This window comes from Mesorhizobium yinganensis (assembly GCF_040081985.1).
Classification (GTDB): domain Bacteria; phylum Pseudomonadota; class Alphaproteobacteria; order Rhizobiales; family Rhizobiaceae; genus Kumtagia; species Kumtagia yinganensis.
The window spans coordinates 19,602-45,450 of sequence record NZ_JBEBMH010000004.1; the positions used below are offsets into that span (position 1 = coordinate 19,602).

Here is a 25,849-nt window from a genome sequence, read left to right on the forward strand (position 1 = left end):
CGGAAACTGTGATGAACGGAGATGTGGCGTCGATAGGCAAGGCTGACGCGGTGGAGAACAGTATCTCCGACAATAGGGTGCGATTGAACGCCATAGCTGAGCGGCAGGGGAAGATCGTGTGGATCACGTTCTCCCGTCCGCAGAAAGCGAACGCGCTCAATTCTGAAACTCTTTCCCTGCTGATCGAAGCGATCGATCTGGCGGAGAAGGAAGGGATAGCCGAAGTAGCCGTCATTTCCGGTGAGGGCACGAATTTCTGCGCCGGCGCTGACCTTACGGAACTGCTGTCCGGCGGCTCGGACGGAGTACGTAACCTACTGTCGCTGTTCCGCGAGGCGGCGCACAGGCTGGAACGCTCGCATCTGGTCGTCCTGGCAGCCGTCCATGGCGCAGCGCGGGCCGGCGGCCTGGAGATTGCGCTTGCCTGCGACGTCATACTGGCGGGTAACACCGCCACCTTCGGAGACGCCCATCTTTCGAAAGGCCTTCTTCCAGGTGGCGGCTCCACCGTGCGGCTTCCGCGCGCCATCGGCTGGCAGCGCGGCAAGTGGATGATCCTCAGCGCCGAGGCCATCGACGCCAGACAGGCATTGGACTGGGGGCTCGTGCACAAGGTAGTGGACGATGCCAAGCTCCTTGCCTCGGCCTCCGATCTTGCATCCACATTTTGCCGTGGGGATCGGCAGACGATGAGGCGTGCAAAGCGCCTCCTTGCAACCGTTGGCGAACAGCCAATGAGCGCTGCCCTCGAGGAAGAGATCGTGACGCTGGAGGCGCATTGGCATTCGGACGAGTTCCAGCAGGGTGTCGGCAGTTTCCTGTCCCGACGGAATGGTGGGTGAGACGCGACGTCGAAATCCATCAGGTATGAGCAGAAGGCAATGGCAGCATGAGTGACCTTAGTGACCCCGTGGTAATCCTGTCCGGCGCACGCACGCCACTTGGCGCATTCCATGGTGGACTGAAGTCGCATTCAGCCACGGATCTGGGCGGCATCGCCATAAAAGCCGCGCTTGAGCGCGCGCGCTTGTCTCCCGATCTCGTTGACGATGTCCTGATAGGCTGCGTGCTCCCGGCAGGACTGGGTCAGGCTCCCGCGAGACAGGCTGCCCACGCGGCGGGTCTTCCGCGTGCCGTCCCTTGTTCGACCGTCAACAAGGTCTGCGGCTCCGGCATGAAGACAGCCATGATGGCCTACGATGAGGTATCTTCCGGCACCGCCGCCTTCGTTGTCGCCGGGGGAATGGAGAGCATGTCGAATGCGCCTTATCTGCTCGACAAGCATCGGGACGGTGCCCGCATGGGTCATGGCCGCGTGATCGACCATATGTTCCTCGATGGTCTGGAAGACGCTTATGATCGCGGGCGATCGATGGGAACTTTTGCCGAGGACACCGCGCAGGCATATCAATTCACGCGCCCAGAACAGGATGCCTATGCGATCGAGAGCCTCGCCAGGGCCACCCGCGCCATTAGCGACGGTGCCTTCGGGCACGAAATCGTGCCTGTCGGAGATCTGGCAATCGATGAACAGCCGGGAAAGGCTCGCCCGGAGCGTATACCGACGCTGCGCCCGGCGTTTCGTGAAAACGGCACGGTTACAGCCGCCAGTTCAGCTTCGATTTCCGATGGAGCGGCGGCAATAGTCGTTTCGCGCCGCTCATCCGCCGATCTCCACGGTCTCGAATCAGTTGCCTCAATCCGTGGCCATGCCAGCTTCGCACATGAGCCGTCACAGTTCTCGACCGCACCGATCCACGCCGTCAAAAAGCTTATGCAGCGTTTGGATTGGGAGGTGGAGGACGTCGATCTGTTCGAGATCAACGAGGCCTTTGCGGTGGTTCCCATGGCCGCGATGCGCGATCTCAGTCTACCCCACGACAAGGTGAACGTGAACGGTGGCGCATGTGCCCTGGGTCACCCCCTCGGATGCTCGGGAACACGCGTGATCGTGACGTTGTTATCTGCCTTGCGGTCACGAGGCTTGAAGAGGGGAATTGCGTCGCTGTGTATAGGAGGTGGAGAGGCGACGGCTATCGCGATAGAGATGAGCTAGCTGACCACAAACACTATCCTGCTGTGCCTCCAGCCCGTACATTGAAGCGGGTATCGTATCATGGGCGGCCGAGTGGCTACGGCAAGCCCAACTCGATCTCGCTAACTTGCTATTTTCGTGGCGACGTTGGTTCATTTCCCGCTTCAATATCCGTCATCGATCGGCCCTGCAGGAAATCAAAGAGAAGCTGAATCTGCCCATTCAACATCTCGACGCCAACGTGAATCTCACACCTCTCCTCATGGCATCCTCCATAAAAGGTGTTCCAGCAGGCTTGGTGATAACGTCCGCCAATAGCGTGCCTGGCCTCACGTCAGACAGATCAATAGAATAGGATCGCCCGGCCTCGGACCGAGTGATGTTGCGTTCACTATCAAATCATATTCAGCGACAGGATGAGGCCCCTCCACGACTCTTCCTGGATAGTGCTCACCCAAAATATTGATCAAATTAGTCGATGCGTCATGCTTAGGGTCGTAAATTGCAATTTTGTTCACGCCAGCGTCGAGCAGACTGACTGCGATTGAGGCTCCGGCTCCGCCGGCCCCAGCCATGTAGACGCTCTTGCCGTCGACCGAATATCCTTTGTTGTCCAATCCTCGAACGAAACCTGCATCCTCCGACACTCCACGGCATTCTACGGATACGCCCAGGGTTTGGACATCAAGGCAGAGCGTCAACAGCCCAGCGAAAAGCATGCTTTCCCGAGGCCAGCGTATCTCCGGGCAACTCTACAACGCGCTCGACAAGCGCACGGCCGCTCCGCATTACACGGTTGGCTGGCGGGAACGCATCGGGCGCCGGGTCCGGCGCAATCTCAGGCTGCCGGCCCTCGACAGGTAACAGCTCTACAGTTCGCAACGCGCCGACCACCAGAGGATCGCGGGTATCGCATGCGGGCAGACAATCGTCGAACCTTTGGACGTCGCCATGCGATCTGGATGCAAATTTCTTTGGCTTGTCAGGAGTGCCGGGAAGTTGCGTGGGAGACGGCAGTTTTACATGCATAAATTGCCTTTCGGCTTTTGGCTCAATTGGCTCTGCTTTCTTCGGGAGATCGGCTGGCCGGATATTCGCCGTCTCAACATCGGCCAAGTCTGCAGCGGGACCTATGAAGCTTGTGCGTGGCGTGTCGACATCGGGGCTGCCGCCGTCTGTCGCGAGGTAGATCAGCGATACACTCAACACAACGGCGCCCAGTTCCAGGGCAATTCTCCCCGGGTGCATCGGCTTTTTTTCGGCTGGTTTCATTGATGAAATCATGTCTTTCTCCTGCTGGATACTATCGGCACGACCTGCCTGACAGCGTCATGTCGCTCTTGGGAAGGCGTCCGGACTACGAACTGGATGGCAACATATACCGCAGCGGCGACTTGTGGGGGCTGATCCCTTCCTTCGGCCAATCGCCGTTGGATTGTCATCGCAACTGGGTGAGGAGTTCCTCGGCCCCCTTGTCGATACCCGCCTTCGCTGCCGCCAGGGCTCCAGTGCTCGCGGAAATGTCGTATGCATTGGGGTACTGCTTGGCGACGAAGGCGTGCAGCAGCCGGTCGGTCGAGGCGTCGTAAATCTCGACGGCATACATGACCGCCCCCGTGAATGATCCTTCACCTCCGCGCGCGCTTTGAACACCGTTGTAGACGGCTCCGGCCACGTCGAAGCGGGAGAACGTGCTCAGTACGGGCGTGTTGGTTGTCGCACCTGTCAGGACAGGTTTTATGCGAAGCGTGTTGGGCGCTGCTCGATCCGTCAGCCGGAACTTTCGTCCGAGGCTCTCCCTGAAGCGGGTCTGCATATAGCCGGCGAGCGTTTTCCTATCCGCTTCCAAGAGCTTGCCGAACTGATGATCCGGACCGCGGTAGATCGTCACCGGCTCTACAATGGCGCTGGTATAGGCTGCCCAGTCGACATCCGCCTTGTAGCTATAGGGCATACGCCGGGCATTGCTGCCGGCGTTGGGCTTCAATGATGATGAGGACGTCAATCCCGTATAGCGAACGGGTTCAATCGTCTGGCACCCCGCAAGACCGAGGAAACAGAAAAAGATGGGGAGGGACTTGGTGCACACCGACAAGGGCGGATTCTCCGGCTTCTGGCAAGTTAGGTTTGGCTCCGTTGGACCGGAGCCAGGCCAGACTAGAGGGCGCAATGTTGCGGTGGCTGAATTGATGTTAAGAAATATTGCCGGTTACAGCGGCAGCCGCCACGAACCGGGCTCGCTCGGCGGGCAGGAGTATTCGGGCGACAAGCCCGTGCGGCTCCCGGTCGAGAAGACTCAGCGTGCCGCCATGCGCTTTCGCGATTCCGCTTGCTATCGGAAGACCGAGACCGACGCCGCGGGTGCCCGGCCCAAGCGTACGAGCAGTATCGCCCTTGAAGAACGGCTCAAGCGCCCTCTTCTTGGTCTCTTCGGACATGCCGGGGCCGTCATCCTGCACATCGATGATTACGTTGCCGTCCTGGTCCTGGCTCAGCCGTAGCACGACCTCGGTCCCCTGGCTGGATGCATTGTCGACCAGATTGGACAGCGCTCTTGTCAGCGCACGGGGCAGGCATTGGCAAACCAGTCGTCGCGGACCGGAAAAGGAAACCGGAATGTTCATGTCGGCATAGTCGGAAGTGATCGTCTGTAACAGGCTGGCAAGATCGACCTTGCGCAATTGTTCAGAACCAGCCGATTTGTCGCTCAGATAGCGCATGCTCTCATCGATCATCGACGAGAGCGTCGTGATGTCCTGCAACATCAGCCGCTGCAACTCCGGTTCCCTGCATCGCTCGGCGCGCATTTGCAGCCTTGTCAGAGGCGTACGAAGATCATGGCCAAGGGACCTCAGTAGACTGGTCCGTTCCTTGATCATCCGATTGATCCTGCTCCTCATGACATTCAGTGAATCTCCGAGGCTACGAATTTCCGCTGCCCCCTCGGTCGAAAACTGCTCCTCGGAGTCCTTATCCCGACTGATCCGCCTCGCCGCAGCAGTGAACTCCACAAGCGGCAGCGTCAGACGGTAGCTGAGATACCAGGATAGCAACAGCACAGGCATGACCACCGACGATATGATGGTGAGGCTTCTGAAGAGGCTTTCGGCAACAGAAGAAAATGCCGGAATGACTGGATGAAAGGCGAAGGAACGCGCGTCGTCCAGGCGAAATGTCACTGTCGGAACCTGTTCGAAACGCCCGCTCCCCGTCGGAGCGAAAGTCATGGCCGTCAATTTCTCCACGAGGCGTTGTCGTTTGATATCGGGGCTAACGGGCGCGCGGAGGTCAAACGCGTCACCCCGTATGGCAACCGTTGGTTCCAGCCGGAGATTGTTGCGGGACGCGGCCATGAGAATGGCCTCTTCCCGCTCGGGCGAGGAGGACGACTGGAGTTGCTCTGTGATTGCCGTGATACGTCCCGCCGTGAACCCCGCCCATTCCAGTCGTTCGTGGTGGATTTCCCTGAGAGGCGCACGAATGGCGGCGACGCCCGCGAGCAGGAAAGTCGGCAGAATGGTGAGCAAAAATATCTGCCGGCGCATCGACGCGAGGACAAGGCGCCGCATCATCAGACGTTCTCGACTGCGGGAGTGAACAGATAACCGCCAAGGCGAACCGTCTTGATAAGGGACGGTTCCCGCACATTTGTCTCTATCTTCTGGCGCACGCGACTGACATGGACGTCTATGCTACGTTCGACCGGTCCCGCAATCCCGGCATGGGTCAAGGAAAGCAGTTGCTCCCGCGTCATTACTTTCCCCGGATTGGCACAGAACGCGAGCAGAATGTCGAACTCGGCTGTCGTCATCGAGATCTCCACGCCGTCCGGGTCATACAACTGGCGGCTCAAGGGATCGATCCGCCAGCCGGCGAAGGCCATGATCGACGGACGCTCATCAACCTTTCCGCCATAGGACGCCCTGCGCAGCAAACTTTTGATGCGGGCAAGAAGTTCGCGGGAATTGAACGGCTTGGTGACATAGTCATCGGCACCGAGTTCCAGTCCCAGAATCCGATCGATATCCTCACCGAGAGCCGTCAGCATCAGGATCGGCGTGAATGTCGACGCTCTTAAGCGCCGGCAGATGTTGAAGCCGTCTTCGCCCGGCAGCATGGCGTCCAGCACAACCAGATCGAAGCTGCGGCGGCGCAAGGCACGGTCCATCTCCGCACCGGACATGACGGCGGAGGCCTGGAAACCTCCTTCCGAAAGCAGTTCGATGAGCATGTTCGCGATATCGCGGTCATCCTCGACGATCAGAATATGGCGCGGCGCTGATAACGCTGTCCGATGTGTTGCGATTGCGGCCTGCATTTCTTGTTCACCAACTCTCTGATTTGCGAGTTCCAGAGCCTGTCACGCCGTCATCTGCGCGCCCAAACGAAGCGCGCCATCCGCTACGCCGACTAAAGTACCCCCGCGAACAATGGATTGTGTTTGTGCGCGAAAACTCGAACGCGCCTCAGAAACCTGTCCGTGTCAAAAAGCTCAGGACACGGAAGAGAGCCGGGCCTGTTCCATTCACGGGCAAACGAATGAATATCGACAAGGGGAAGCTCGGAAATTTCGCGGATCGGTCCCGTCAACTCGGCTACGGTCACGATCGCACAATGCCCGCCAAGGCGCATTGCATCCCGGAGTTCTCGCAAATTGCGTGTGCTGGTTACCGACAGGCCACCGCCAGTCAACACACCATTCAGTACGATCAATGCCAGCCCATTCGGGATGCAGAGCAGAATCTGCCCGCACTCAATTTTCGCAGGATCCGTACCCATTGCGATATTCCTGTTTCGTCGCGATTTGGTCTCCCTGGATAGTCGCTTCTGAGTAAAGCAGTATTCCGTCTTGTTAAGTTTTGTTTCCAAAAACCCCGCGGCTACAAGAGACATTTTCAGAACCCCCTTCGAGAGAAGGACTTTCGCGTCATTGGTTGCCGCCGGCCGCAAGTCGGAACGGACGGGCGATCGTCGCTCGCGCCTTCCTGAACACGAATGCACAGGCCTCTCTCAATGTTGGTTGTCTGCCCGGACCTTCCTTTTCTATTCTGATTAGAACCGTCGCCAAGATTGCATAACGGTCATGTCCAGCCCTGTCGGAATGGACATCGGAGACGTCGATGATCTGCCCCCCTTCTCTGCGGCGGCCGCTGCGACCAATGGATCGCTGACGTCGAGCGAACCAATGCGGTGACTGTCGCCCGCAATAATCCTGGAGAGCGTAGCGCAACGTCGTCTGTCGAGACGAAGATCGTGATCGGCCTGCGCATCCGACCGATAACCGTGAGTTGTGACTGGAACACGTTCTCGTCTATATCCGGAGCGGCGAGCACGACCTTGATGCGCGACACCACGTCGTCATGCCCCTGCAACTTCAATCGGCGCAGGGCCTCGATCACCAGCCAGCCGCCCATGCTGTGCGCGAACACTGTGATCTCCTCTGGGCTACGTTCCCTGGCGAGCCGTGAGAGCAAGGCAACCAGATTGTCGCGTGAGTATGTGACTGCCTCCCTGTCGGCGACATAGCCGGACAGCTCTGCCTGGGACGGCCAGGCAAAAAGCACTGGCACGCCATCGATGTTGGCGTCAGCGGCTAGTTGGCCCTCCCAGGGGAGACGCTGCGCGGTAAAGGAGCGCGCGCGCCATCGTGCGGGAGCGATCGGGTCAGGCCTGGTCAGGGTTTTCGACTTTCCCGAACTTCATGATTTCATCAATCGCGCTGGCGATCAGAGCCTCGGCCTGAGCAGGATCGATCTCCGTAACTGCCGGAAGCTGAAGATGATGCCGCAAAATGCTGAACCCGATCAGCAGCGACATGGTCATCGAGGCCCGAAGCGGCGTCCGCTCGCCGATCTTCTGCTGGATCGGTTCGATATATTCGTCCTGCAACCGCTCGCCGACGAGGCGCCCGGCAGTCGGACTCGCAAGGGAACGCACGAGGATCGTAAGCGGATCGTGCTCGTGAGAGGTCCTTGCATGCGCCCGCTCAAACAGAATTTCGGCGAGACGCCCCGCAAGCGCTTTCTCGCCGATCGCCGAGAGGCCGATATCCACACGCTGCGTATCGAGCACTTCCCGGAACAGCTGCTCCTTCGATCCGAAGCTGCGATGGACGTAGGCAACATCTACATCCACGTCCGTTGCAATGTCCCGCAGGCCGACGTCGTCATAGGAGGCCAAGGCGAAGCGCTCGATCGCAGCCGTCAATATTTCCCGACGGGTCGCCCCCTCTCCTCGCACGACACTCTTGCGCCGCATGCTTCTTCTCCTGCTTTTCGATGGATCAATGCGTAAAGCTCACTTGAAAGTCAACAGAAGTTGACTTAAAGCCTGTGCTTACGGGTGATCTCCCGTCTGAAGAGTGGATGCAACACCGACGATCTTCTCAGACAGGAGACGCCTCACGCAAAGCTCGCTCCTCGCGCTGCGGTAGCGGCTTCGTTCAATCCCAAGAGTCCACACTTCCTAGGCATCCTGCCCCCCTGGCAGCGCGAGCACGGATTCGATGCTGATCCGACCTATGGACAGGATGATCTTGAGGCGATATGTCAACAGCTGTTGATATATCGTAGAAGAGGCGACGAATGTTCAAGGCGACAATCGGATTCTGTGCTCCGATCCTGATGCTCTCGCTGCCGGCTCCTACGATCGTCCGTCCTCTGCGAATGGCTATGGTGTTACGACCGGTATCGGTTCCTATCGTGCCTCCGACAACACATTCCAACCCAACAACGGCCCGCGCCGGCAGTGCATCTCGCCTATAGCTGACGGCTGAGGAAGGTCCTCCATGGCGGATGAAAACCGTCTCGCAAGCCGAGCGCCGGTTGTTTGGCAAGACCTTTCCTCCGAACACACCCTGGACAGAAGAAAACAGAACCAATGCAGGTTCCAAAAGACAGCGTCGTTTATCTGGACAGCGTGGACAGCAGCACCTCTGCGCCGCGTATCCGCTATGCGGCTGTGCTGGCTCAAGGCTGGGGTGCCCATGTCGTGGTCGCGCTTGCCCCACAAAACATGACGCTCGATCGCCATGATGGCTTTGCCCGCGGCGACGCCACTACCGCCATGCTTGAGGGCTGCGACCAGCGCAAGAATGAAAGCGTCGACATCATTCGCAATCTGCTGGCCGAGACAGAGGCAGAGTTCGGGATTACGGTCGAATTGCGTGTCTGCGGCGGGGAGATCGGCGAGGCGCTGATGCTGCACGCCAGGCATTCAGCCCTGGCCGTGCTCGGCGCTTCTTGTCGGCCGGAAGCACCGACAACGGCGCTGAGCCTCTCCGAAGACCTCACCTTCGCGTCGGGAACACCCTGGATCCTCGTACCCGGGGACTGGCCCGTCGAGTGGCCAATCCGCAGGATCGTCGTAGGATGGAACGCAAGCAGGGAAGCCGCACGCGCGATCCGGGACGCAATGCCGTTTCTCGCCGCGGCCGACGACGTCCATCTTATCGTCGTTCCGGAGCCGAAGATCCTGCGCCTGCACGGCGCGGCCCCAGGGACCGACATTTCCTGGCATCTCGCCCGCCACGGCGTTGCCGTAACCCTTGAGCGGCTGGAGGGACATGATGCGGGAAGCCTCATTCTGTCACGAGCGGCGGCGCTAGACGCCGACCTTATCGTCGTCGGCGCCTACGGTCAGGCCAGGATATCGGAGTTCGTCTTCGGAAGTGCGACCAAAACGCTCCTGGCCACCCCTCCCCTGCCGATCCTGCTCTCGCGCTAGGCTTCAGCTTTCCCTCCTGCCGGCCACCCAAACCGGCGTGGCGCAAATCACGGAATGACCTATGACTTTGACCAGACCCTTTCATCTCTTGGCCGTCAGCGCAGCGCTCGCGCTTGCCGCGTGCGGGCAGGAAGCGACCCAGACAGCGCCACAGGCGCCACAGAGCAAGGTCGCCGTCGTGGAGATAAAGCCCGAGAAGCTGCCCGTGGTCGCCGAACTGCCGGGCCGGGTCGCGCCGATGATCACCGCCGATGTCCGCCCCCGGGTCACCGGCATCGTTCTCAGGCGTGTGTTCGAGCAGGGATCGACGGTGCAGGAAGGCGACCTTCTCTACGTCATCGATCCCGAGCCGTTTCAGGCGCGCGTCGCTTCGGCCAAGGCGACGCTCGATTCCGCCATTGCCGCTCAGAACCTCGCGCAGCAACGGGCAGACAGGCAAAGCCAGTTGCTTCAGCGGGGGGTCACAAGTGCGGAGAATACCGACACAGCCATTGCGGCGCTGTCCCAGAGCAACGCCGATGTCGAACGGGCCAGGGCGGATCTGAGGTCAGCTGAGCTCGACCTCCAATATACCGAGATTCGTGCGCCGATCTCCGGCAGTATCGGGCGCGCGCTCGTCACTGAAGGCGCGTTGGTCGGCCCGACCTCGGACGTCATGACCATCATCCAGCAGATCGACCCGGTCTATGCCGACTTCACACAACCGGCCGACAATCTGATCGCTCTCAAGAACGCGGTAACCGACGGATCGCTCGAGGCCGATGCTTCGGGAGCAGCCCTCCTGAAACTCTCGTCGGCTGGCAGTCGGCCCTATCCTCACGACGGACGCCTGCTGTTCACCGAAGCGTCAGTGAATGCCGCAACCGGCCAGGTGATCCTGCGCGGAGAGTTTCCCAATCCCGAGATGAACCTGCTGCCCGGCATGTATGTCAGGGCGCGCATCGAGCAGGCGTCTCTGGACGGAGCGCTGGCGGTGCCGGAACAGGCCGTTTTGCGCGATACCTCCGGCCGGCCGCAGCTGTATGTCGTTGGCGGCGACGATACGGTCGAGCTCCGCAACGTTTCGCTCGGCTGGCTCCTCGACGGCCGCTGGGTCGTGATGAGCGGCATAAGTGCGGGTGATCGCGTCGTCGTGGAAGGTTTCCAGAGGATCGCTCCCGGGGCGAAGGTGGCCGCCGAATCCTGGACCAATCCGTCGCTTGCCACGGCACAGGGGGACTGATCCGCGATGGCGTCCTTCTTCATCGACAGGCCGGTCTTCGCCTGGGTTCTCGCGATCGCGATCATGCTGGCGGGCGCGATCTCACTCACCGTGCTGCCGGTTTCGCAATATCCCAACGTCGCGCCGCCGCAGATCAGGATTTCGGCTGTCTATCCGGGCGCCTCTCCCGAAGACACGTTCGAGGGCGTGACGCAGCTCATCGAGGAGGAACTCAACGGGATCCCGGGGTTGCTCTATTACGAGTCGACTTCCGATGCGTCGGGCTCGGTGGGCATCACGGTCACGTTCGAGCCCGGCACCAATCCGGATACGGCTGCCGTGGAAGTCCAGAACCGTGTGAGGCGCGTGGAGGCTCGGCTTCCATCCTCGATCGTGCAGCAAGGTATCAGCGTCGACGCCGCAAGTTCCGGCACGCTCCTTCTGGTCGCGCTAACCTCCAGAAGCGGCGAAACGGACGGGCTTTCGCTGGGCGACTTCATGAGCCGGAACGTCGCCAGCGAGTTGCGCCGCGTCCCGGGCGTCGGAAACGTCCAGTTGTTCGGCAGTGAGCGGGCGATGCGCGTCTGGGTGGATCCGGACAAGCTTCTAGGCTTCAGCCTGTCGCCCGGCGACGTCACCGAGGCGATTCGCTCACAGAATGCGCAGGTGGCAGCGGGCCGCATCGGCGCGGCCCCCGTCAGCGCCGATCGCCGCACGACGGGCTCCTTGCTCATCAAGGGGCAGCTCACCTCTCCCGACGAATTCGGAGCGATCGTGCTGCGCGCGCAGGCGGACGGCTCCGCCGTGCGGCTTCGCGATGTCGCGCGGATAGAAGTGGGGGCCGAAAGCTATGGCACGTCGACGCGGATCAACAGCATGCCGGCGGCTGGCGCGGCGATAGAACTTGCACCCGGTGGGAACGCGCTGGCGGCCGCGACCGCCATCCGCGACCGCATGGCAGAACTCGCGCCGTCCTTCCCGCGGGACATCGAATGGTCGATCCCCTACGATACGACGCCTTTCGTCTCAATTTCCATCGAAAAGGTTCTGCATACGCTGCTTGAGGCCATCGTCCTGGTCTTCGCGGTCATGTTCCTGTTCCTGCAGAACCTTCGCTATACCGTCATTCCGACCATCGTGGTGCCAATAGCGCTTCTCGGCGCCTGCGCTGTGATGCTGGTGCTTGGCTTCTCCCTCAACGTGCTCACCATGTTCGGCATGGTGCTGGCGATCGGCATTCTGGTCGACGACGCGATCGTCGTCGTCGAGAACGTCGAGCGCATCATGATGGAGGAAGGCCTACCACCACGCGAAGCGACCAGGAAGGCAATGGGCCAGATCACCGGCGCGGTGATCGGCATCACGCTGGTGCTGACCTCGGTCTTCGTCCCGATGGCGTTCTTTCCCGGCGCGGTCGGCGTCATCTACAAGCAGTTCTCTCTGACGATGGTCGCCTCCATCCTGTTTTCGGCCTTTCTGGCGCTTTCGTTGACACCAGCCCTTTGCGCCACCTTCCTGAAACCGGTCGCCAAAGGTCATACCCATGCCCGCAAGGGCTTCTTCGGATGGTTCAACCGGTCCTTCGACCGGTCCTCTCAGGGTTACAGCAACTGGGTGGGCAGGCTGATCCACAAGAGCGGACGGGTGATGTTCGTCTATCTCGTGATCGCCGGTGTGATGGGATACATGTTCCTGCGGCTTCCGACCGACTTCCTGCCGGTCGAGGACCAGGGCACGCTGATGGCCCAGGTTCAGGGCCCGGCCGACGCCACCGCGGCCAGGACGCTCGAGTCGATCGCCGCCATGGAGAAGATTATCCTCGAGGAATCGGCCGTCACGCGGGTCGTCGCGATCAACGGCTTCAGCTTCGCCGGGGCCGGCGAGAACGCAGCCCTCGTCTTCATGACGCTCAAGGATTGGGACGAGCGGCTGGCCGATCAGGCCGCTTCGATGGTGGCGCAGAGGTTGAATGGCGCTTTCCAGACCATCAAGGACGCCGTCGCCTTCGCGACATCGCCGCCGGCAATCTCCGGCCTCGGAACCACCACGGGCTTTTCCTTCCGTCTCCAGGACCGGGGACAGCGCGGCTTCACCGCCTTGTCGGCAGCGCGTGACCAGTTCCTGTCGGAAGCACGCAACAGCCCGATCCTAGCGGGCGTCCGTGAGGAGGGCCTCGCCGACGCCCCGCAGATGATCCTGACGATTGATCGCGAGAAGGCGAATGCCTTCGGCGTCACCTTCGCCGAGATCAACCAGACCATCAGCACAAGCCTCGGCTCGGCCTATGTGAACGATTTCCCGAACGCTGGCCGCATGCAAAGGGTGACGGTGCAGGCTGAACCGGACAAGCGCGGCAGCGTCTTCGACGTCATGAACATGAGTGTTCGCAACAACGAGGGCGGCATGGTCCCCATTTCCGCCTTCGCCAGCTTCGACTGGTCGAAAGGGGCAACGCAGCTCGTCGGATACAATGGCTTCCCCGCGATCCGCATCAGCGGTCAGGCGGCTCCCGGCCATTCCTCGGGCGACGCGCTCGCCGAGGTCGAGCGCATCGCCGCTTTGCTTCCAGGCGGCTTCGGCTACGAATGGACGGGGCAGTCGCTTCAGGAGATCCAGTCCGGCGCCCAGGTCCCGATGCTGCTCGGCCTGTCGTGCCTTCTGGTCTTCCTGTGCCTTGCGGCTCTTTACGAAAGCTGGGCCATTCCGCTGTCGGTCGTGCTAGTGATCCCGCTCGGCATCCTCGGCTCGCTCGCCGCGGTCATGCTGCGCGATATGCCGAACGACGTGTATTTTAAGGTCGGCCTGATCACGATCATCGGACTTTCCGCCAAGAACGCCATCCTGATCATCGAGTTCGCCAAAGATCTGCGCGCCTCAGGCAAATCCATCCACGAGGCCGCGGTCGAGGCGGCGCACCTTCGCTTCCGCCCGATCCTCATGACCTCGCTGGCTTTCACGCTGGGCGTCGTGCCGCTCGTCATCGCAAGCGGCGCCGGCTCCGCCAGCCAGCGCGCGATCGGCACGGGCGTCATGGGCGGCATGATTTCGGCGACGATTCTGGCGATCTTCTTCGTGCCGATTTTCTATGTCTTCGTCATGAAACTGACAGGACGGTACAAAACCGCGGAAAAGCCGACACACGATGGTCTCGTGGAGGATGCCGGGCATACGAATAGCTGAGGCTGGGAAAACGCCTACAGAAGCTACGGAAATTGCACGCTTTGCCGGTAGCGCGTGAGCTGAAACATGCAAGCCATTGCGACGGCGGCCGCCTCTCAGTTCCCGTCGGCCGCTCGTTTGCGCTGATGAGCGACACGCCTTCGCCAGCGGGCTCGCCGAGCATTCGGCCCGGTTCCTGGCATCGCGCATCGTCCTCTACGCCGGAACCCTGGCCGGGTGGGTGTGGATGCGGCGCAGGATCACGGCGCGGGAGCCGGGTCGCTCCGTGCATCGGCGCCTGATGCGGATCGCGATCGCGGTCGTGGCGGCATTCATCGCGTTTGTGGCCAGCCTGCTGCTCAGCGCAGGTTAAGGCACCGGGGATCACATGACGCTCTATGCCTCGGATTATCTGGACTATTACCTGACGCTCGTGGCGTGGGCCGTACACAATGGCGTCTGGGCTGTGCTGGTTGCCTCGGGTATGTTCGCGCTCGCGTTTCTGGTGATCGTTATCCAGGACTGCTGAAAGCGCGGAGCGAGGGTGCGGATGAGGGCAACAAGGGTGCGCTGTCCTCGATACGCATCGAGAGCCGCGCCTTCGTCGCCATCGTCGTCATCATGTTTGCCGGGCATCCCCTTCATCGACGTCGACCTCAACACGATCCAGTTCGACATGTCCCGATCGGCGCAATGCCAGGTCAACACGCCATCTCCCGATGGGACAGGCTGGTCGCAGTCCTTCACGACCCTCAACGACCAGTCGGCCAAGGTGCCGAAGGGAAAGGCCGCGCCGGAAATTTCGCTTGTGGCGGTCTGCCGGGATGCCTACTTTCCGCCGCGTTCGAGCGGAGAGACATGATGAGCAGGCCGACCACCCACGAAGCCCTGATCTACCTGATGGTGATTACCTCCGCGTCGGATCGCGACATGACCGATGTCGAGCTGGCGCGCATCGGCGCGGTCATCCGCTCCTGGCCGATCTTCGAGGATTTCGACGAGCATCAGTTGATCGACGTGGCGCAGGACTGCCAGAGGCTGCTTGCGCAAGAAGCGGGCCTCGAAGGCGTCCTGACCCTGGCGCGATCCGCTATCCCCGCCCATCTCCATGATACCGCCTATGCCGCCGCCTTCGAAGTCGCCAGTGCCGATCTCGAAATGCGCATGGAGGAGCGGCGGGTGCTGCAGCTTCTGAGGCGGCACCTGAGCGTCGACGAGGCGACTGTCGCTGCGATCGAACGGGCAACGAAGGCACGGCACCGGACGCTTACCTGAGACACCATTCCGACAGACGGCCCGGTCGAGCTGCAAGACCCCGCGGCTGCCGGCGGCCGGTCAGTAAAAACTCACCGGAAAATAGCGCAGATAGAGGTCAGTGAAGATGCCTTTCGCCGAAATCTGCTGTAGCGCGGCGTCGAAAGCCGTTGCCAGATTTTCGTTGCCGGGCGTCACCGCGATCGATAGCCCCGTCCCGAGGTACTCTGGCGCGAAATAGGCGGCGCCCACGAAGCGGCAGCAATCGGCGGCATCGGGGCCGGCCAGCCAGAGGCCGAAACGCATGCCGTCGCCGAAGGCGGCGTCGATCTTGCCCGCCTTGAGGTCGGACAGCAACGGCTCCTGCCGCTCGTAGCCGACCGCCTGCACATCTGCGAAATAGTTACGCAGCAATTGCTCATGCGCGGATCCGGCAACGACGCCGATACGCTTGCCGGCCAGCGTTTTGGCAAGGGGCTCGGCTATATCATTGGCCTTCGCGGCCACGAAGCGGGCCGGAAAACGCAGATACGGCCTGGAAAACGTGAACTTCGCCCTGTTTCCGGCGGTGACTGCGATGCCGGCGATGATCGCTTCCCCATCGCCCTTCGCAAGTGCTGCTTCAAGTTCACCCCACGGGAGCGCCTGTATTTGGCATCTCTCGACAATCGTCAGTTCGGCGCAGATTGCGCGAGCGAGATCGACATGCAGGCCGGATAGTCTGCCCTCTCCGTCCAGATAGTTGAATGGTGGGAAATCGGTGGTCGTCAGGAAGCGCAAGCGCGTCAGCCCCGACAGATCGGGTTTCACCAGGCGCTCACCGCTGTCCCACAGGACCGGCAGCCGCACTCCGTCGGACCGTGACGGCTGCGTGCCCGCCATTGAAAACAGGAATGCCGAAAGCATCATTCCGGATAGGGCTGGTACATACTTTGCGACCGTGCCCCATGCCCTCGGCAGCATACCAGTCATGGTCATATGTTTGAAATACCGCTGGGATTCGGGCTGAACAGAGTGGAATGAATACATTGCGACCATTGCGTCTCTCCCACCTAATTCAGTTTTGACCAGAACATGGCAAAAAATTTGTCGCCGTATGGAACGGTGCGTATTGCCTGATCAGTATTTATATGACTAAATTGGCAATTGGGGGCCTTGTCATGCGAATATCGGTAGTAGTGTCCGTGTATGGCGGGCGTGCGTTGGCGCGCGCCGCAGTTTGTTGGATTCGTCGTATATCTCAAACGGCTCATTCGTGGCCAATACAACATAGCGTCTTTGCATACCGCTCGGCGTCGGCATCCCCGTTGTCGGACACAGACTCCTACACCGGCGGGACGGTGTGAATGGCGATTCTGGATGCCGGGTCCGAGCAGCCATACCTTTCATCGACCTCGGTTACCGGCCTCGTCCGGTTGCCGGACCCATCCGCGCAACCTCCCGCCGCCCGTGCCTTGATCGAGTTCTTCTTATCAGAATTCGACACCTGGCGTCCGATCCTCGCCAGGCTGCGCATCGCCTCGGACGTGGTGATCAAGCTTGCGGCGCGCGCCGCCCGCAACGGTACCGACTTCCAATCGGAGCTGCTGGCCTCGAACCTCGTTAGCGAACGCGAACTTTTCTCGGCCATTGCAACCGAATTCGGCGTGGGTTTCGTTGACGAGGTCGACGCTGACCGCCTTGTCATGCGGCCGGAGGATTGCGCGCTTTTCCTGCGCACACGCAGCAGACACCTGCATGCCAAGATCGTCGAACGGGACGGCCGGGCACATCCGCTGATTGTCCCCTCCGGGATGAGCCTTCGCACTCTCAAGACCTTGCTGCACCGCAAGAAGAAGCTGATGCCAATGCTGCGTATCACCACGCCGCAGGCGCTACGCCGTGCCGTGCTCGAAAACTCCCGCAAATCACTGGCCACCGAAGCGCGCAGCGGTCTTTACGAGCGCATGCCCGACTATTCGGCCCGCATCGTCGCCAATGCATGGCAGGGCGTGATCCTCGGGGCCATCCTGGTGCTTCTCGCGTTGGCCTTCACCTTCGCCATCTCGGCGACGTTCCTGGCAATACACATCTTCTTTTCGCTGTTCTTCCTTGGCTGTATCGGGCTGCGTTTCGCCGCGACAAGGAGTGCACAACCAGTCCCGCCTGCCGGTCTGGAGCGAACGCCGGCGGTAGACCTGCCGTTCTATTCGGTGCTTGTCGCACTCCACCGCGAGGCCGAAGTCGTACCGCAACTTCTGGCGGCGCTCGATCGTCTGATCTGGCCGCGAAGCAAGATCGAGATCAAGCTGGTCTGCGAGGCCGACGACCGCAAGACGCTTGACGCCATCGCCGCGCATAGGCTGCCGTACCACGTGGAGGTGATCAAGGTGCCTCCCAGCCTGCCTCGCACCAAGCCCAAAGCGTTGAGTTTTGCCGTGCCGCTGATCAAGGGCGACTATGTCGTCCTCTACGATGCCGAGGACCGGCCGCATCCGCTGCAACTGCTGGAGGCGTGGCACAGCTTCGAGCGTGGCGGCGAGGCCCTCGCCTGCGTCCAGGCCCCCTTGGAGATATCCAACGGGAATCGCGGCCTGATACCGCTGCTCTTCGCCTTCGAATATTCCGCCTTGTTCCGGGGCCTGCTGCCATGGCTGTCGAGCCGGCGCGTGGTGTTGCCGCTGGGCGGCACCTCCAACCATTTTCGCGTCGCCGCGTTGGACGAGGTCGGGGGTTGGGACCCCTACAATGTCACCGAGGATGCGGATCTCGGGCTGCGCCTTGTGCGCTTCGGCTATCGCACCGAGACGATCAGCCTGCCGACACTGGAGGACGCACCGGAAAGGCTGTCGATCTGGCTGCCGCAGCGCACCCGCTGGTTCAAGGGCTGGTGCCAGACCTGGCTCGTCCATATGCGCGATCCGGCAGCGTTGTTGCGCGACGTCGGCGCACGATCCTTTTTCCTGGTGCAGATCCTTTATGCGGGCCTGGTGATTTCGGCGCTGCTCCACCCGCTGCTTATCGCCTTCGGCTTCTATCTGGGCCTGCAGATCGCACTGGGCCAGCCTGCGTTCGGCTGGAAAGTCACGCTGTTGGTCATCGACGTGCTGAACATCGTTTGCGGCTACCTCTCCTTTTTCCTGCTCGGCTGGTACAGCCTTCGCAAACGCGACCGGAAGGAATTCTGGCGCGTCGTGACGTTCACACCTCTCTACTGGATGATGATGTCGCTCGCCGCCTGGCGTTCGCTGCTGCATCTGTGGCGGCGTCCCCACCACTGGGAAAAGACGCCGCACTTCCGGAGCGTCCGGAAAGATCCGCCGTGACGGTCTCAGTTTAGGTTGGATGCAAACACCTCAATCATCCCGAATAAACCCTGGTCCCGTGCCGATGATCTTCTTGTCCGGCTTGCCGATCGCCGCCTCGTCGCGCTTGGCGTAGGGGATGGACTTCAGGATGCGGCGCATGACCTCGATGCGCTCCCGGCGCTTGTCGTTGGAACGCACGATCACCCACGGCGCATGGTCGGTATGCGTCGCCTCGATCATCGTGTCGCGGGCCGCGCCATATTCGGCCCATTTCGTCAGCCCGGCCCTGTCCATGTCGGAAAACTTCCAATTGGTCAGCGGGCTGTGGAAGCGGTCGTGGAAACGTTTGAGCTGCATCTCCTGGCCCAGATCGAGCCAGAACTTGAAGAAGCGGATGCCCTCCCGAACGATCGCCAGTTCGTATTGCGGGGTTTCCTCGAGGAACCGCGTATGCTGTTCGGGCGTGCAGAAGCCCATCACCGGCTCGACACCGCCGCGGTTGTACCAGGAGCGGTCGAAGGTCACGAATTCTCCCGCCGTCGGGTAATGCGCGATGTAGCGCTGATAGTACCATTGACCGCGCTCGGTCTCGGTCGGCTTGGTCAGTGCCACGTTGCGGGCGGTGCGCGGGTTCATGTATTGGCGCAGGACCTCGATCGTACCGCCCTTGCCGGCGGCGTCACGGCCTTCGAAGACGCAGAGCACCCGTTCGCCGGAGGACTGCATCCACGCCAGCAGCTTGACCAGTTCGATCTGCAGGCGCTCGATCGTCTCCGCGTATTCGTCCTGATCCATCTTTTTGTCGTAGGGATAGCCGCCGGAGGTCAGCTTGTGCTTGTCGACCCACTCCGGCAGCTCAGGGTTGTCGATGTCAAAAACGCGTTCCGTGCCGCCGACATCGATCTTGATTCCGCCCGCCGTCATCTCAGCTTTACTCTTGTGGTTTTTCATGCCGGACACTTTCGCATTTCGATTCATGCTATTGGGTGACATGACGCCGGTCCAGAAGCAATCCACGGGGGAGTTTGGCAGGTCCGGTGGGCCGAACCTATGACGGACACCACCCAAGCAACCAATGGCCGGCGCCTGGCACGGCTCGCCTGGGGCCGCCTGTGGCAGGCGCGCTGGCTGTTCGCGGCGGCCGTCGCCGCCTTGCTTGGCTTGCACGCAAGCGGGGGAGGATCGACGCTCGCTGTATCCCTCACCGTGCTGGCGCTGCTGGCCGTGGCCGCGTTGTCGCCGCGCAGGATATTTCCGGAACGCCCGGCGAGCATCCCTGCATCGAGCCGACCTGCCCTTTCCGAAGACCTTTCGGCCGAGAGCCTGGCCGCCGCCGTTGCCGACCCGCTCATCGTCTTCGACACAAGGGGGGTCGTTACGCTTTCCAACAGCGCGGCGGCATCGGCGTTCGGTGATATCCAGGCCGGCATATCGATGCCGTTGAAATTCCGGGCCCCGGAAATGCAGGAACTTCTCGAAAGCATGCTCTCGGGACGCTTTCCGTCGAAGACCGTGGAATACACCGAGCGCGTTCCCATCGAGCGCGTTCTGCGTGTGACCGCGACGGCGGTCGGCCACGGCACAGGCCTGTTCGTCATGGTGGTCAAGGACCAGAGCGAGTCGCGCCGCATCGACCGCATGCGCGCCGACTTCATAGCCAATGCCAGCCACGAATTGCGCACCCCGCTGGCCTCGATCGCCGGTTTCGTCGAGACGCTGCGCGGTCCGGCGAAGAACGACGCAGCGGCGCGCGAACAATTTTTGCAGATTATGCAGAGCCAGACTTCACGCATGGCGCGGCTAATCGACGATCTGCTGTCGCTGTCGCGGCTGGAGATGAAGGCGATGACCGTCGGCGGCGCCAAGGTCGATCTCGGGCGGGTCATCGAGAGCGTGGTGGATTCGCTGAAACCGCTCGCCGCCGAGAGCGGCGTGGTCATCGACAACCGTATGGGCGGCGAGCGGATCGAAGTTCCGGGCGATCGCGACGAGCTTTTCCAGGTCTTCGAAAATCTCGTTGAAAACGCGTGCAAATATGGCCAGTCCGGCGGCCGTGTGGTGGTCTCGGCGACGCGGCCAGTTCAGGGCGAGGTCGCCGTCGAGGTGCGCGATTTCGGTCCCGGAATCGCCGAGGAGCATATTCCGCGCATCACCGAGCGTTTCTATCGCGCCGACGTCGAGAACAGCCGCTTGCACAAGGGCACCGGGCTCGGCCTCTCCATCGTCAAGCACATCATCACCAGGCACAAAGGCAGGCTGGCGATCACCTCGAAATTGGGCGAAGGGGCGGCATTTACCGTGCATCTGCCCGTGAAGTAGCCAGATTTCTTCAATCTGTAACATGGCTGGTCTATTGATTCGGGCCAAACTAGTTTGACGCGCCCGAAAAGTCGCAAGATCATGACCGCCATGCCTTCGCACCACATTGTCAGCGCTTATGACGACGAACTGAAATACCTGACCCGCAAGATCGCGGCGATGGGCGGCCACGCCGAGCGCATGGTCGATCAGGCCGTCTCGGCGCTGATCCACGCCGATCTGGCGCTTGCCCGCAAGGTGATCGCCGACGACACCGTGCTCGACGAGACGCAGCGCGAGATCGACGACAGAACCATTTCCATGATCGCCCGGCGCCAGCCGTTGGCCGGCGACCTGCGCGAGATCATCGGCGCCATTCGCATCTCGGCCGACCTGGAGCGCGTCGGCGACCTCGGTAAGAATGTCGCCAAGCGCGCAGTCGCAGTCGGCGACGGGCTCGATCCCGCCAGCCCGTTTCGCGGCCTGCAGGCACTGGTCGACCTCGCACTCACCCAACTCAAGGACGTGCTCGACGTCTACGCCTCGCGCTCGGTCGAGCGGCTTGCCGCCATGCGCGACCGCGACGACCAGATCGACGCCATGTACACCTCGCTCTTCCGCGAACTGCTCACCTACATGATGGAAGATCCTCGCAACATCACGCCCTGCACGCATCTGCTGTTCTGCGCCAAGAATATCGAGCGCATCGGCGACCATGCGACCAACATCGCGGAGGCGATTTATTACATCGTCACCGGCGAGCAGATGCCGCCGAACCGGCCCAAGGAAGACAAGAGCCCGGAAGTCAAATTGGTTCCTGTTGCAGGCACCTGACCGAGGCTTCTCCGGCCACAGCGTCCGTGCGCGGCCTGGCCGCGCTGCAACAAGAAGACGGCCGCAGAGGCCCTACGCAGCCGATAAGCGGCCACGGTATCCTGCGGTTTCGCCGCTGCGGCTGGTCCGTCATCATTTCACCGGCCCCCTCGCCTGACAGCGTCATCCAGAATTCCGTCCGGGGACCCACATGCTTCTCCAACTCCTGCGTAACGCGACCCTCAAGCTCAATTATGCAGGCAGGACCGTGCTGATCGATCCGGATTTCGGACCAAGGCATAGCCGGCCTTCCTTCACCGGCCGCTCGCCGAACCCCATGGTCGAGCTTCCGGATAGTGTCGAAACGATCCTGCAAGGCGTCGAACTGGTCATCGTGTCGCATCTGCACCAGGACCATTTCGATACGGTCGCCCGGCTAAGCGTGCCGAAGACGCTGCCGCTGATCTGCCAGCCCGGTGACGAGACGATCATCCGCGACCTCGGATTCACCGACGTGACGCCGCTGACTGACAGCATCGACTGGAACGGCATTTTGCTGACGCGGCGCGAAGGCAGCCACGGCCTCGGGCCGGTGGTCGAGAAGATGGGCTCGGTGATGGGTTTCAGCCTGGAGGCGGAAGGTGAGCCGAGCATCTACTGGGCGGGCGACACCGTGTTCTACCCACCGGTCGCGGAGACGATCGCCGAGACGCGCCGCGACATTATCGTCACGCATTCGTGCGGCGCGCGCTGGGATGGCGACCTGATCGTCATGAATGCGTCGCAAACCATCGCGGTGTGCGAGGCCGCGCCAACGTCGATCGTCGTGGCGACCCACATGGAGGCACTTGATCATGCGACGGTGTCGCGGCAGGAGCTTCGCCGGGCCGCCGACGATATTGGCATTCCAGCCGCGCGGCTAGTCATCCCGGCGGACGGCGAGACGCTGTCTTTTCCGAAGCGATAGGCGACAGCCGGGTGTGTAGCCCGGCGAACCGGTGCGTGTTGAACGGCGCTACGAAAGCTACCTGACGCGCCGGCGCTCCGAAGCCGGCTGGAAGGCGATCCGCGCATGATAGCGGCAATACGGTCCATTTTCCGCGCAGTCGTTGCCGCAGAAATGAAATCCCTCCGCCAGCGGGTCTCCGATCGGCCATTTGCAGGTCCGCTCGTTGAGCTGGATGAGTTGCAGGTGACGCGAGATCGGCACCACCACGTTGTCGTCCGTCCGCTCTGTCGTCCGTATGACCGGCACCGCATCGAACTGGGTCTGCAAGGCCGTCGCACCGATCGAAGGCGTCACCGTGCGCCCTGCCGGCACAGGACGTGGCGCCGGCTTGGCGGCGACGGGCTGGGCGGGCTTCTTTTGGCGTGCGGGCGCCGGATTGGCACGACCGCGGCCGGAGAGCTTCAGGCGATGAACCTTGCCGATCACCGCGTTGCGGCTGACACCGCCCAGTTGGGCGGCAATCTGGCTGGCGCTGAGTCCCTCCGACCAAAGCCTACGCAAGGTTTCAACACGTTCATCTGTCCACAGCATGGGTCGGTCTCCTGACGCCGCGTGCGGGACGTATGAATCCTTTCACCCTCCCGGTTACACAAAACCGGGCTGACACCACATATACAGGTGAACTGAGTGCCGCCGCACGATATCTAGCTATCTCGTGATCCCTTCGTACCGTATCGGCTGACTCCGTGACAAGAGTCCCGTTTGCAACACGAATCGGAAAATTGGGTTTTCCCCAACTTGCCTCCGCTCAGGAAGCAAGCCGGACAAGCAGATGATTTGCAGGCTGCAATAGCGTATGCCCGGGATTGGCTTGCTTGCCGCTGGCACAACGACGTTTTCGTTGACTTCGCGGCCGAAAAACTCAATATGCCCCTGAAAGAGCCGCCGCTTGGGCGGCTTTTTGATTTCTTGGGTTCCGGGGACGCATGTAATGAGCGGATCGGCGCTTTACGAGACCTTTTCCCGCGCGCCACTGGCGTTCGAGCGTGGCGAAGGATCCTGGCTGATAGACGGCAAAGGCGAGCGATACCTCGATTTCGCCGGCGGCATTGCCGTGAATTCGCTCGGCCACAGCCATCCCGCGCTGGTCTCCGCCCTGACCGAACAGGCCGGAAAACTCTGGCACGTCTCCAATCTCTACGAGATCCCGGGACAGAGCCGGCTGGCCGAGCGGCTCGTCGCCAATTCCTTCGCCGACAAGGTGTTCTTCACCAATTCGGGCGCCGAAGCGCTGGAATGCGCGATCAAGACGGCACGCCGCTATCAGTACGTTTCGGGCCATCCCGAGCGCTTCCGCACCATTACCTTCGAAGGCGCGTTCCACGGACGCACGCTGGCAACGATCGCGGCCGGCGGACAGGCGAAATATCTGGAAGGCTTCGGCCCCAAGGTCGATGGCTTCGACCAAGTGCCGTTTGGCGACATCGAAGCTGTCGAGAAGGCGATTACGCCGGAAACGGCCGCGATCCTGATCGAGCCGTTGCAGGGCGAAGGCGGCATCCGCGAGGTGCCCGCGCCTTTCCTCCGCCGGCTGCGCGAACTTTGCGAGGAACACGGCCTGCTTTTGATCTTCGACGAGGTCCAGTGCGGCGTCGGCCGTACCGGCAAACTCTTCGCCTATGAGTGGTCCGGCGTCGCGCCCGATCTGATGGCGATCGCCAAGGGCATCGGTGGCGGTTTCCCCGTGGGCGCCTGTCTGGCTACCGACGAAGCGGCCGTAGGCATGACTCCCGGCGTGCACGGGACCACCTTCGGCGGCAACCCGCTGGCAATGGCTGTCGGCAATGCTGTGCTCGACGTCATTCTGGCGGACGGTTTCCTCGACGAGGTCAAGCGCAAGGCGCTGCTGCTGAAGCAGGGCCTAGCCAGCGTCGCCGACCAGTTTCCCGGGGTGATCGAGGACGTGCGCGGGTCTGGCCTGCTGCTCGGTTTCAAGTGCCGTGTCCAGAATACGAAAATGCAGGCAGCCTTGCGGGACGAGAAGATGCTGTCGGTCACCGCCGGCGACAATGTCGTGCGGTTGCTGCCGCCGCTTACCGTCAGCGACGAGGAAATCCGCGATGCGCTCGGCCGCCTCCGCGCCGCGGCTTCGCGGCTTTCGACGCCGGCCGCGGCGGAGTAGGACGCCGCGGTATGCAGAACGGCACAAGGCATTTCACCGACCTGTCTTCCGTCCCGGCCGCCGAACTGCGCGCCATGCTGACCGATGCCGGCGCACGCAAGGCCGACATAAAGGCCGGCAAACGCTCGCGGCCGCTGGACGGCAAGGTGCTTGCGATGATCTTCGACAAGCCGTCGACGCGCACCCGCGTTTCCTTCGACGTCGGCATGCGGCAACTCGGCGGCGAGACGATCATGCTGACCGGCACCGAGATGCAGCTCGGCCGCAGCGAGACCATCGCCGACACGGCAAAGGTGCTGTCGCGCTATGTCGACGCGATCATGATCCGCACCACCTCGCATGATCGGCTGATCGAACTCACCGAAAGCGCCACCGTGCCGGTGATCAACGGGCTCACCGACGACACGCATCCCTGCCAGCTCATGGCCGATATCATGACCTTCGAGGAACATCGCGGTCCGGTCGCCGGCAAGACCTTCGCGTGGGTCGGCGACGGCAACAATGTGCTGCATTCGCTGCTGGAGGCCTCGGCGCGGTTTTCCTTCCAGGTTAACGTCGCAGTGCCCGAAGGCAGCGAACCACAGCAGAAATATGTCGACTGGGCCAAGGCCAATGGCGGCAGCGTCAGCTTCATAAGGAATGCCGAGGAAGCGGTCGAGGGCGCCGACTGCATCGTGACTGATTGCTGGGTGTCGATGGGCCAGGAACATCGCGCGCGCGGCCACAATGTTTTCCTGCCCTACCAGGTCAACGAACGGCTGATGAAGTGTGCGAACCGGGACGCGCTGTTCATGCACTGCCTGCCGGCGCACCGCGGCGAGGAAGTCACCAACGAGGTCATAGACGGGCCGCATTCGGTGGTGTTCGACGAGGCCGAGAACCGGCTGCACGCCCAGAAGGCCGTGCTCGCCTGGTGCCTGGGCGCTTGAACACGGGACACCTCGCC

At 61.7% G+C, this 25,849-nt stretch carries 25 protein-coding genes and 1 pseudogene; 15 read left to right on the top strand and 11 right to left on the bottom strand.

The genetic code is table 11. From position 1 onward, the window contains the following. Window positions 1-11: 11 nt before the first annotated feature. Both ABMA59_RS10250 and ABMA59_RS10255 read left to right on the top strand, forming a co-directional pair. Window positions 12-842 (top strand): enoyl-CoA hydratase/isomerase family protein, encoded by an 831-nt coding sequence (locus tag ABMA59_RS10250; RefSeq protein ID WP_349005251.1) that lies wholly within the window; start codon window positions 12-14, stop codon window positions 840-842. 47 nt (window positions 843-889) lie between these two features. After that, window positions 890-2,056, top strand: a complete 1,167-nt coding sequence (locus ABMA59_RS10255; protein ID WP_349005252.1) for an acetyl-CoA C-acyltransferase — start codon at window positions 890-892, stop codon at window positions 2,054-2,056. Window positions 2,057-2,364: 308 nt separating this feature from the next. Here ABMA59_RS10255 and ABMA59_RS10260 read toward each other — a convergent pair whose 3' ends face one another. The 8 genes from ABMA59_RS10260 to ABMA59_RS10295 form a co-directional block, all read right to left on the bottom strand. Further along, entirely contained in the window at window positions 2,365-2,682 is a 318-nt protein-coding gene (locus tag ABMA59_RS10260) for a Rossmann-fold NAD(P)-binding domain-containing protein (protein WP_349005253.1), read from the bottom strand. A 37-nt stretch (window positions 2,683-2,719) separates the two neighbouring features. Further along, entirely contained in the window at window positions 2,720-3,319 is a 600-nt protein-coding gene (locus tag ABMA59_RS10265; protein WP_349005254.1) for a hypothetical protein, read from the bottom strand. A gap of 154 nt (window positions 3,320-3,473) precedes the next feature. Beyond that, a complete protein-coding gene (locus ABMA59_RS10270; RefSeq protein ID WP_349005550.1) occupies window positions 3,474-4,124 on the bottom strand; it encodes a DUF3313 domain-containing protein in 651 nt (216 codons plus the stop codon). A gap of 103 nt (window positions 4,125-4,227) precedes the next feature. After that, window positions 4,228-5,607, bottom strand: coding sequence for a sensor histidine kinase (locus ABMA59_RS10275; protein ID WP_349005255.1), 1,380 nt, complete (start codon window positions 5,605-5,607; stop codon window positions 4,228-4,230). Then, window positions 5,607-6,353 carry a response regulator gene (locus tag ABMA59_RS10280; RefSeq protein ID WP_349005256.1) on the bottom strand — a complete coding sequence of 249 codons (747 nt, stop codon included), beginning with the start codon at window positions 6,351-6,353 and terminating at the stop codon, window positions 5,607-5,609. The genes ABMA59_RS10275 and ABMA59_RS10280 overlap by 1 nt, the downstream gene beginning before the upstream one ends. Before the next feature lie 92 nt (window positions 6,354-6,445). Continuing rightward, entirely contained in the window at window positions 6,446-6,814 is a 369-nt protein-coding gene (locus tag ABMA59_RS10285; RefSeq protein WP_349005257.1) for a hypothetical protein, read from the bottom strand. Window positions 6,815-7,116: 302 nt separating this feature from the next. Further along, a complete protein-coding gene (locus tag ABMA59_RS10290) occupies window positions 7,117-7,713 on the bottom strand; it encodes an alpha/beta hydrolase (protein ID WP_349005551.1) in 597 nt (198 codons plus the stop codon). Continuing rightward, window positions 7,700-8,293, bottom strand: coding sequence for a TetR/AcrR family transcriptional regulator (locus ABMA59_RS10295; protein WP_349005258.1), 594 nt, complete (start codon window positions 8,291-8,293; stop codon window positions 7,700-7,702). The genes ABMA59_RS10290 and ABMA59_RS10295 overlap by 14 nt, the downstream gene beginning before the upstream one ends. A gap of 414 nt (window positions 8,294-8,707) precedes the next feature. Here ABMA59_RS10295 and ABMA59_RS10300 point away from each other — a divergent pair. From ABMA59_RS10300 to ABMA59_RS10325, 7 genes and pseudogenes are all read left to right on the top strand, one after another. Continuing rightward, a pseudogene (locus ABMA59_RS10300) lies at window positions 8,708-8,810 on the top strand (BA14K family protein); the annotation flags it as partial. A 104-nt stretch (window positions 8,811-8,914) separates the two neighbouring features. Beyond that, window positions 8,915-9,760 (top strand): universal stress protein, encoded by an 846-nt coding sequence (locus tag ABMA59_RS10305; RefSeq protein ID WP_349005259.1) that lies wholly within the window; start codon window positions 8,915-8,917, stop codon window positions 9,758-9,760. Between the two features lie 61 nt (window positions 9,761-9,821). Continuing rightward, a complete protein-coding gene (locus tag ABMA59_RS10310; RefSeq protein ID WP_349005260.1) occupies window positions 9,822-10,982 on the top strand; it encodes an efflux RND transporter periplasmic adaptor subunit in 1,161 nt (386 codons plus the stop codon). A gap of 6 nt (window positions 10,983-10,988) precedes the next feature. Continuing rightward, window positions 10,989-14,141: a multidrug efflux RND transporter permease subunit gene (locus ABMA59_RS10315; protein ID WP_349005261.1), complete on the top strand. Its 3,153-nt coding sequence runs from the start codon at window positions 10,989-10,991 to the stop codon at window positions 14,139-14,141. A gap of 367 nt (window positions 14,142-14,508) precedes the next feature. Beyond that, window positions 14,509-14,649, top strand: coding sequence for a hypothetical protein (locus tag ABMA59_RS37165; RefSeq protein ID WP_425475893.1), 141 nt, complete (start codon window positions 14,509-14,511; stop codon window positions 14,647-14,649). 96 nt (window positions 14,650-14,745) lie between these two features. Next, window positions 14,746-14,982, top strand: coding sequence for a hypothetical protein (locus ABMA59_RS37170; RefSeq protein WP_425475894.1), 237 nt, complete (start codon window positions 14,746-14,748; stop codon window positions 14,980-14,982). Then, complete coding sequence (locus ABMA59_RS10325) at window positions 14,982-15,395, top strand: tellurite resistance TerB family protein (protein WP_349005262.1); 414 nt, start codon at window positions 14,982-14,984, stop codon at window positions 15,393-15,395. Before ABMA59_RS37170 ends, ABMA59_RS10325 begins: the two co-directional genes overlap by 1 nt. 60 nt (window positions 15,396-15,455) lie before the next feature. Here the strand turns inward: ABMA59_RS10325 and ABMA59_RS10330 are convergent, their stop codons facing one another. Then, window positions 15,456-16,256 (bottom strand): transporter substrate-binding domain-containing protein, encoded by an 801-nt coding sequence (locus ABMA59_RS10330; RefSeq protein WP_349005553.1) that lies wholly within the window; start codon window positions 16,254-16,256, stop codon window positions 15,456-15,458. Window positions 16,257-16,720: 464 nt separating this feature from the next. On the opposite strand from ABMA59_RS10330, the gene ABMA59_RS10335 reads away from it, so the two are divergent. After that, window positions 16,721-18,679, top strand: a complete 1,959-nt coding sequence (locus ABMA59_RS10335; protein ID WP_349005263.1) for a glycosyltransferase family 2 protein — start codon at window positions 16,721-16,723, stop codon at window positions 18,677-18,679. A gap of 30 nt (window positions 18,680-18,709) precedes the next feature. On the opposite strand, the gene ppk2 is transcribed toward ABMA59_RS10335, so the two are convergent. Continuing rightward, complete coding sequence (gene ppk2 / locus ABMA59_RS10340) at window positions 18,710-19,639, bottom strand: polyphosphate kinase 2 (protein WP_425475902.1); 930 nt, start codon at window positions 19,637-19,639, stop codon at window positions 18,710-18,712. Between the two features lie 72 nt (window positions 19,640-19,711). Between ppk2 and ABMA59_RS10345 the strand changes: the two genes are divergently transcribed. From ABMA59_RS10345 to ABMA59_RS10355, 3 genes are all read left to right on the top strand, one after another. Further along, window positions 19,712-20,980, top strand: a complete 1,269-nt coding sequence (locus tag ABMA59_RS10345) for an ATP-binding protein (protein WP_349005265.1) — start codon at window positions 19,712-19,714, stop codon at window positions 20,978-20,980. A gap of 90 nt (window positions 20,981-21,070) precedes the next feature. After that, on the top strand, window positions 21,071-21,793 hold the full coding sequence (phoU, locus tag ABMA59_RS10350) for a phosphate signaling complex protein PhoU (RefSeq protein ID WP_349005554.1): 723 nt from the start codon (window positions 21,071-21,073) through the stop codon (window positions 21,791-21,793). Between the two features lie 190 nt (window positions 21,794-21,983). Continuing rightward, a complete protein-coding gene (locus ABMA59_RS10355) occupies window positions 21,984-22,739 on the top strand; it encodes an MBL fold metallo-hydrolase (RefSeq protein ID WP_349005266.1) in 756 nt (251 codons plus the stop codon). A 57-nt stretch (window positions 22,740-22,796) separates the two neighbouring features. Here ABMA59_RS10355 and ABMA59_RS10360 read toward each other — a convergent pair whose 3' ends face one another. Then, window positions 22,797-23,312 carry a GcrA family cell cycle regulator gene (locus ABMA59_RS10360; protein WP_349005267.1) on the bottom strand — a complete coding sequence of 172 codons (516 nt, stop codon included), beginning with the start codon at window positions 23,310-23,312 and terminating at the stop codon, window positions 22,797-22,799. Window positions 23,313-23,712: 400 nt separating this feature from the next. Between ABMA59_RS10360 and ABMA59_RS10365 the strand changes: the two genes are divergently transcribed. Then, the gene (locus tag ABMA59_RS10365; protein ID WP_349005268.1) at window positions 23,713-24,903 is read left to right on the top strand and encodes an aspartate aminotransferase family protein; all 1,191 of its coding nucleotides are present in this window, start codon (window positions 23,713-23,715) and stop codon (window positions 24,901-24,903) included. Window positions 24,904-24,914: 11 nt separating this feature from the next. Next, the gene (gene argF / locus ABMA59_RS10370; protein WP_349005269.1) at window positions 24,915-25,832 is read left to right on the top strand and encodes an ornithine carbamoyltransferase; all 918 of its coding nucleotides are present in this window, start codon (window positions 24,915-24,917) and stop codon (window positions 25,830-25,832) included. Window positions 25,833-25,849 lie beyond the last annotated feature (17 nt).

Coding starts and splice junctions, on each gene's coding strand:
- ABMA59_RS10265 (WP_349005254.1), bottom strand. CDS start 3,319: ATGATTTCATCAATGAAACCAGCCGAAAAAAAGCCGATGCACCCGGGG.
- ABMA59_RS10305 (WP_349005259.1), top strand. CDS start 8,915: ATGCAGGTTCCAAAAGACAGCGTCGTTTATCTGGACAGCGTGGACAGC.
- ABMA59_RS10280 (WP_349005256.1), bottom strand. CDS start 6,353: ATGCAGGCCGCAATCGCAACACATCGGACAGCGTTATCAGCGCCGCGC.
- ABMA59_RS10275 (WP_349005255.1), bottom strand. CDS start 5,607: ATGATGCGGCGCCTTGTCCTCGCGTCGATGCGCCGGCAGATATTTTTG.
- ABMA59_RS10345 (WP_349005265.1), top strand. CDS start 19,712: ATGACGGACACCACCCAAGCAACCAATGGCCGGCGCCTGGCACGGCTC.
- ABMA59_RS10330 (WP_349005553.1), bottom strand. CDS start 16,256: ATGGCGGGCACGCAGCCGTCACGGTCCGACGGAGTGCGGCTGCCGGTC.
- ABMA59_RS10360 (WP_349005267.1), bottom strand. CDS start 23,312: ATGCTGTGGACAGATGAACGTGTTGAAACCTTGCGTAGGCTTTGGTCG.
- ABMA59_RS10310 (WP_349005260.1), top strand. CDS start 9,822: ATGACTTTGACCAGACCCTTTCATCTCTTGGCCGTCAGCGCAGCGCTC.
- ABMA59_RS37165 (WP_425475893.1), top strand. CDS start 14,509: ATGACGCTCTATGCCTCGGATTATCTGGACTATTACCTGACGCTCGTG.
- ABMA59_RS10250 (WP_349005251.1), top strand. CDS start 12: ATGAACGGAGATGTGGCGTCGATAGGCAAGGCTGACGCGGTGGAGAAC.
- ABMA59_RS10365 (WP_349005268.1), top strand. CDS start 23,713: ATGAGCGGATCGGCGCTTTACGAGACCTTTTCCCGCGCGCCACTGGCG.
- ABMA59_RS10315 (WP_349005261.1), top strand. CDS start 10,989: ATGGCGTCCTTCTTCATCGACAGGCCGGTCTTCGCCTGGGTTCTCGCG.
- ppk2 (WP_425475902.1), bottom strand. CDS start 19,639: ATGAATCGAAATGCGAAAGTGTCCGGCATGAAAAACCACAAGAGTAAA.
- phoU (WP_349005554.1), top strand. CDS start 21,071: ATGCCTTCGCACCACATTGTCAGCGCTTATGACGACGAACTGAAATAC.
- ABMA59_RS10325 (WP_349005262.1), top strand. CDS start 14,982: ATGAGCAGGCCGACCACCCACGAAGCCCTGATCTACCTGATGGTGATT.
- ABMA59_RS10295 (WP_349005258.1), bottom strand. CDS start 8,293: ATGCGGCGCAAGAGTGTCGTGCGAGGAGAGGGGGCGACCCGTCGGGAA.
- ABMA59_RS10285 (WP_349005257.1), bottom strand. CDS start 6,814: ATGGGTACGGATCCTGCGAAAATTGAGTGCGGGCAGATTCTGCTCTGC.
- ABMA59_RS10355 (WP_349005266.1), top strand. CDS start 21,984: ATGCTTCTCCAACTCCTGCGTAACGCGACCCTCAAGCTCAATTATGCA.
- ABMA59_RS10255 (WP_349005252.1), top strand. CDS start 890: ATGAGTGACCTTAGTGACCCCGTGGTAATCCTGTCCGGCGCACGCACG.
- argF (WP_349005269.1), top strand. CDS start 24,915: ATGCAGAACGGCACAAGGCATTTCACCGACCTGTCTTCCGTCCCGGCC.
- ABMA59_RS10335 (WP_349005263.1), top strand. CDS start 16,721: ATGGCGATTCTGGATGCCGGGTCCGAGCAGCCATACCTTTCATCGACC.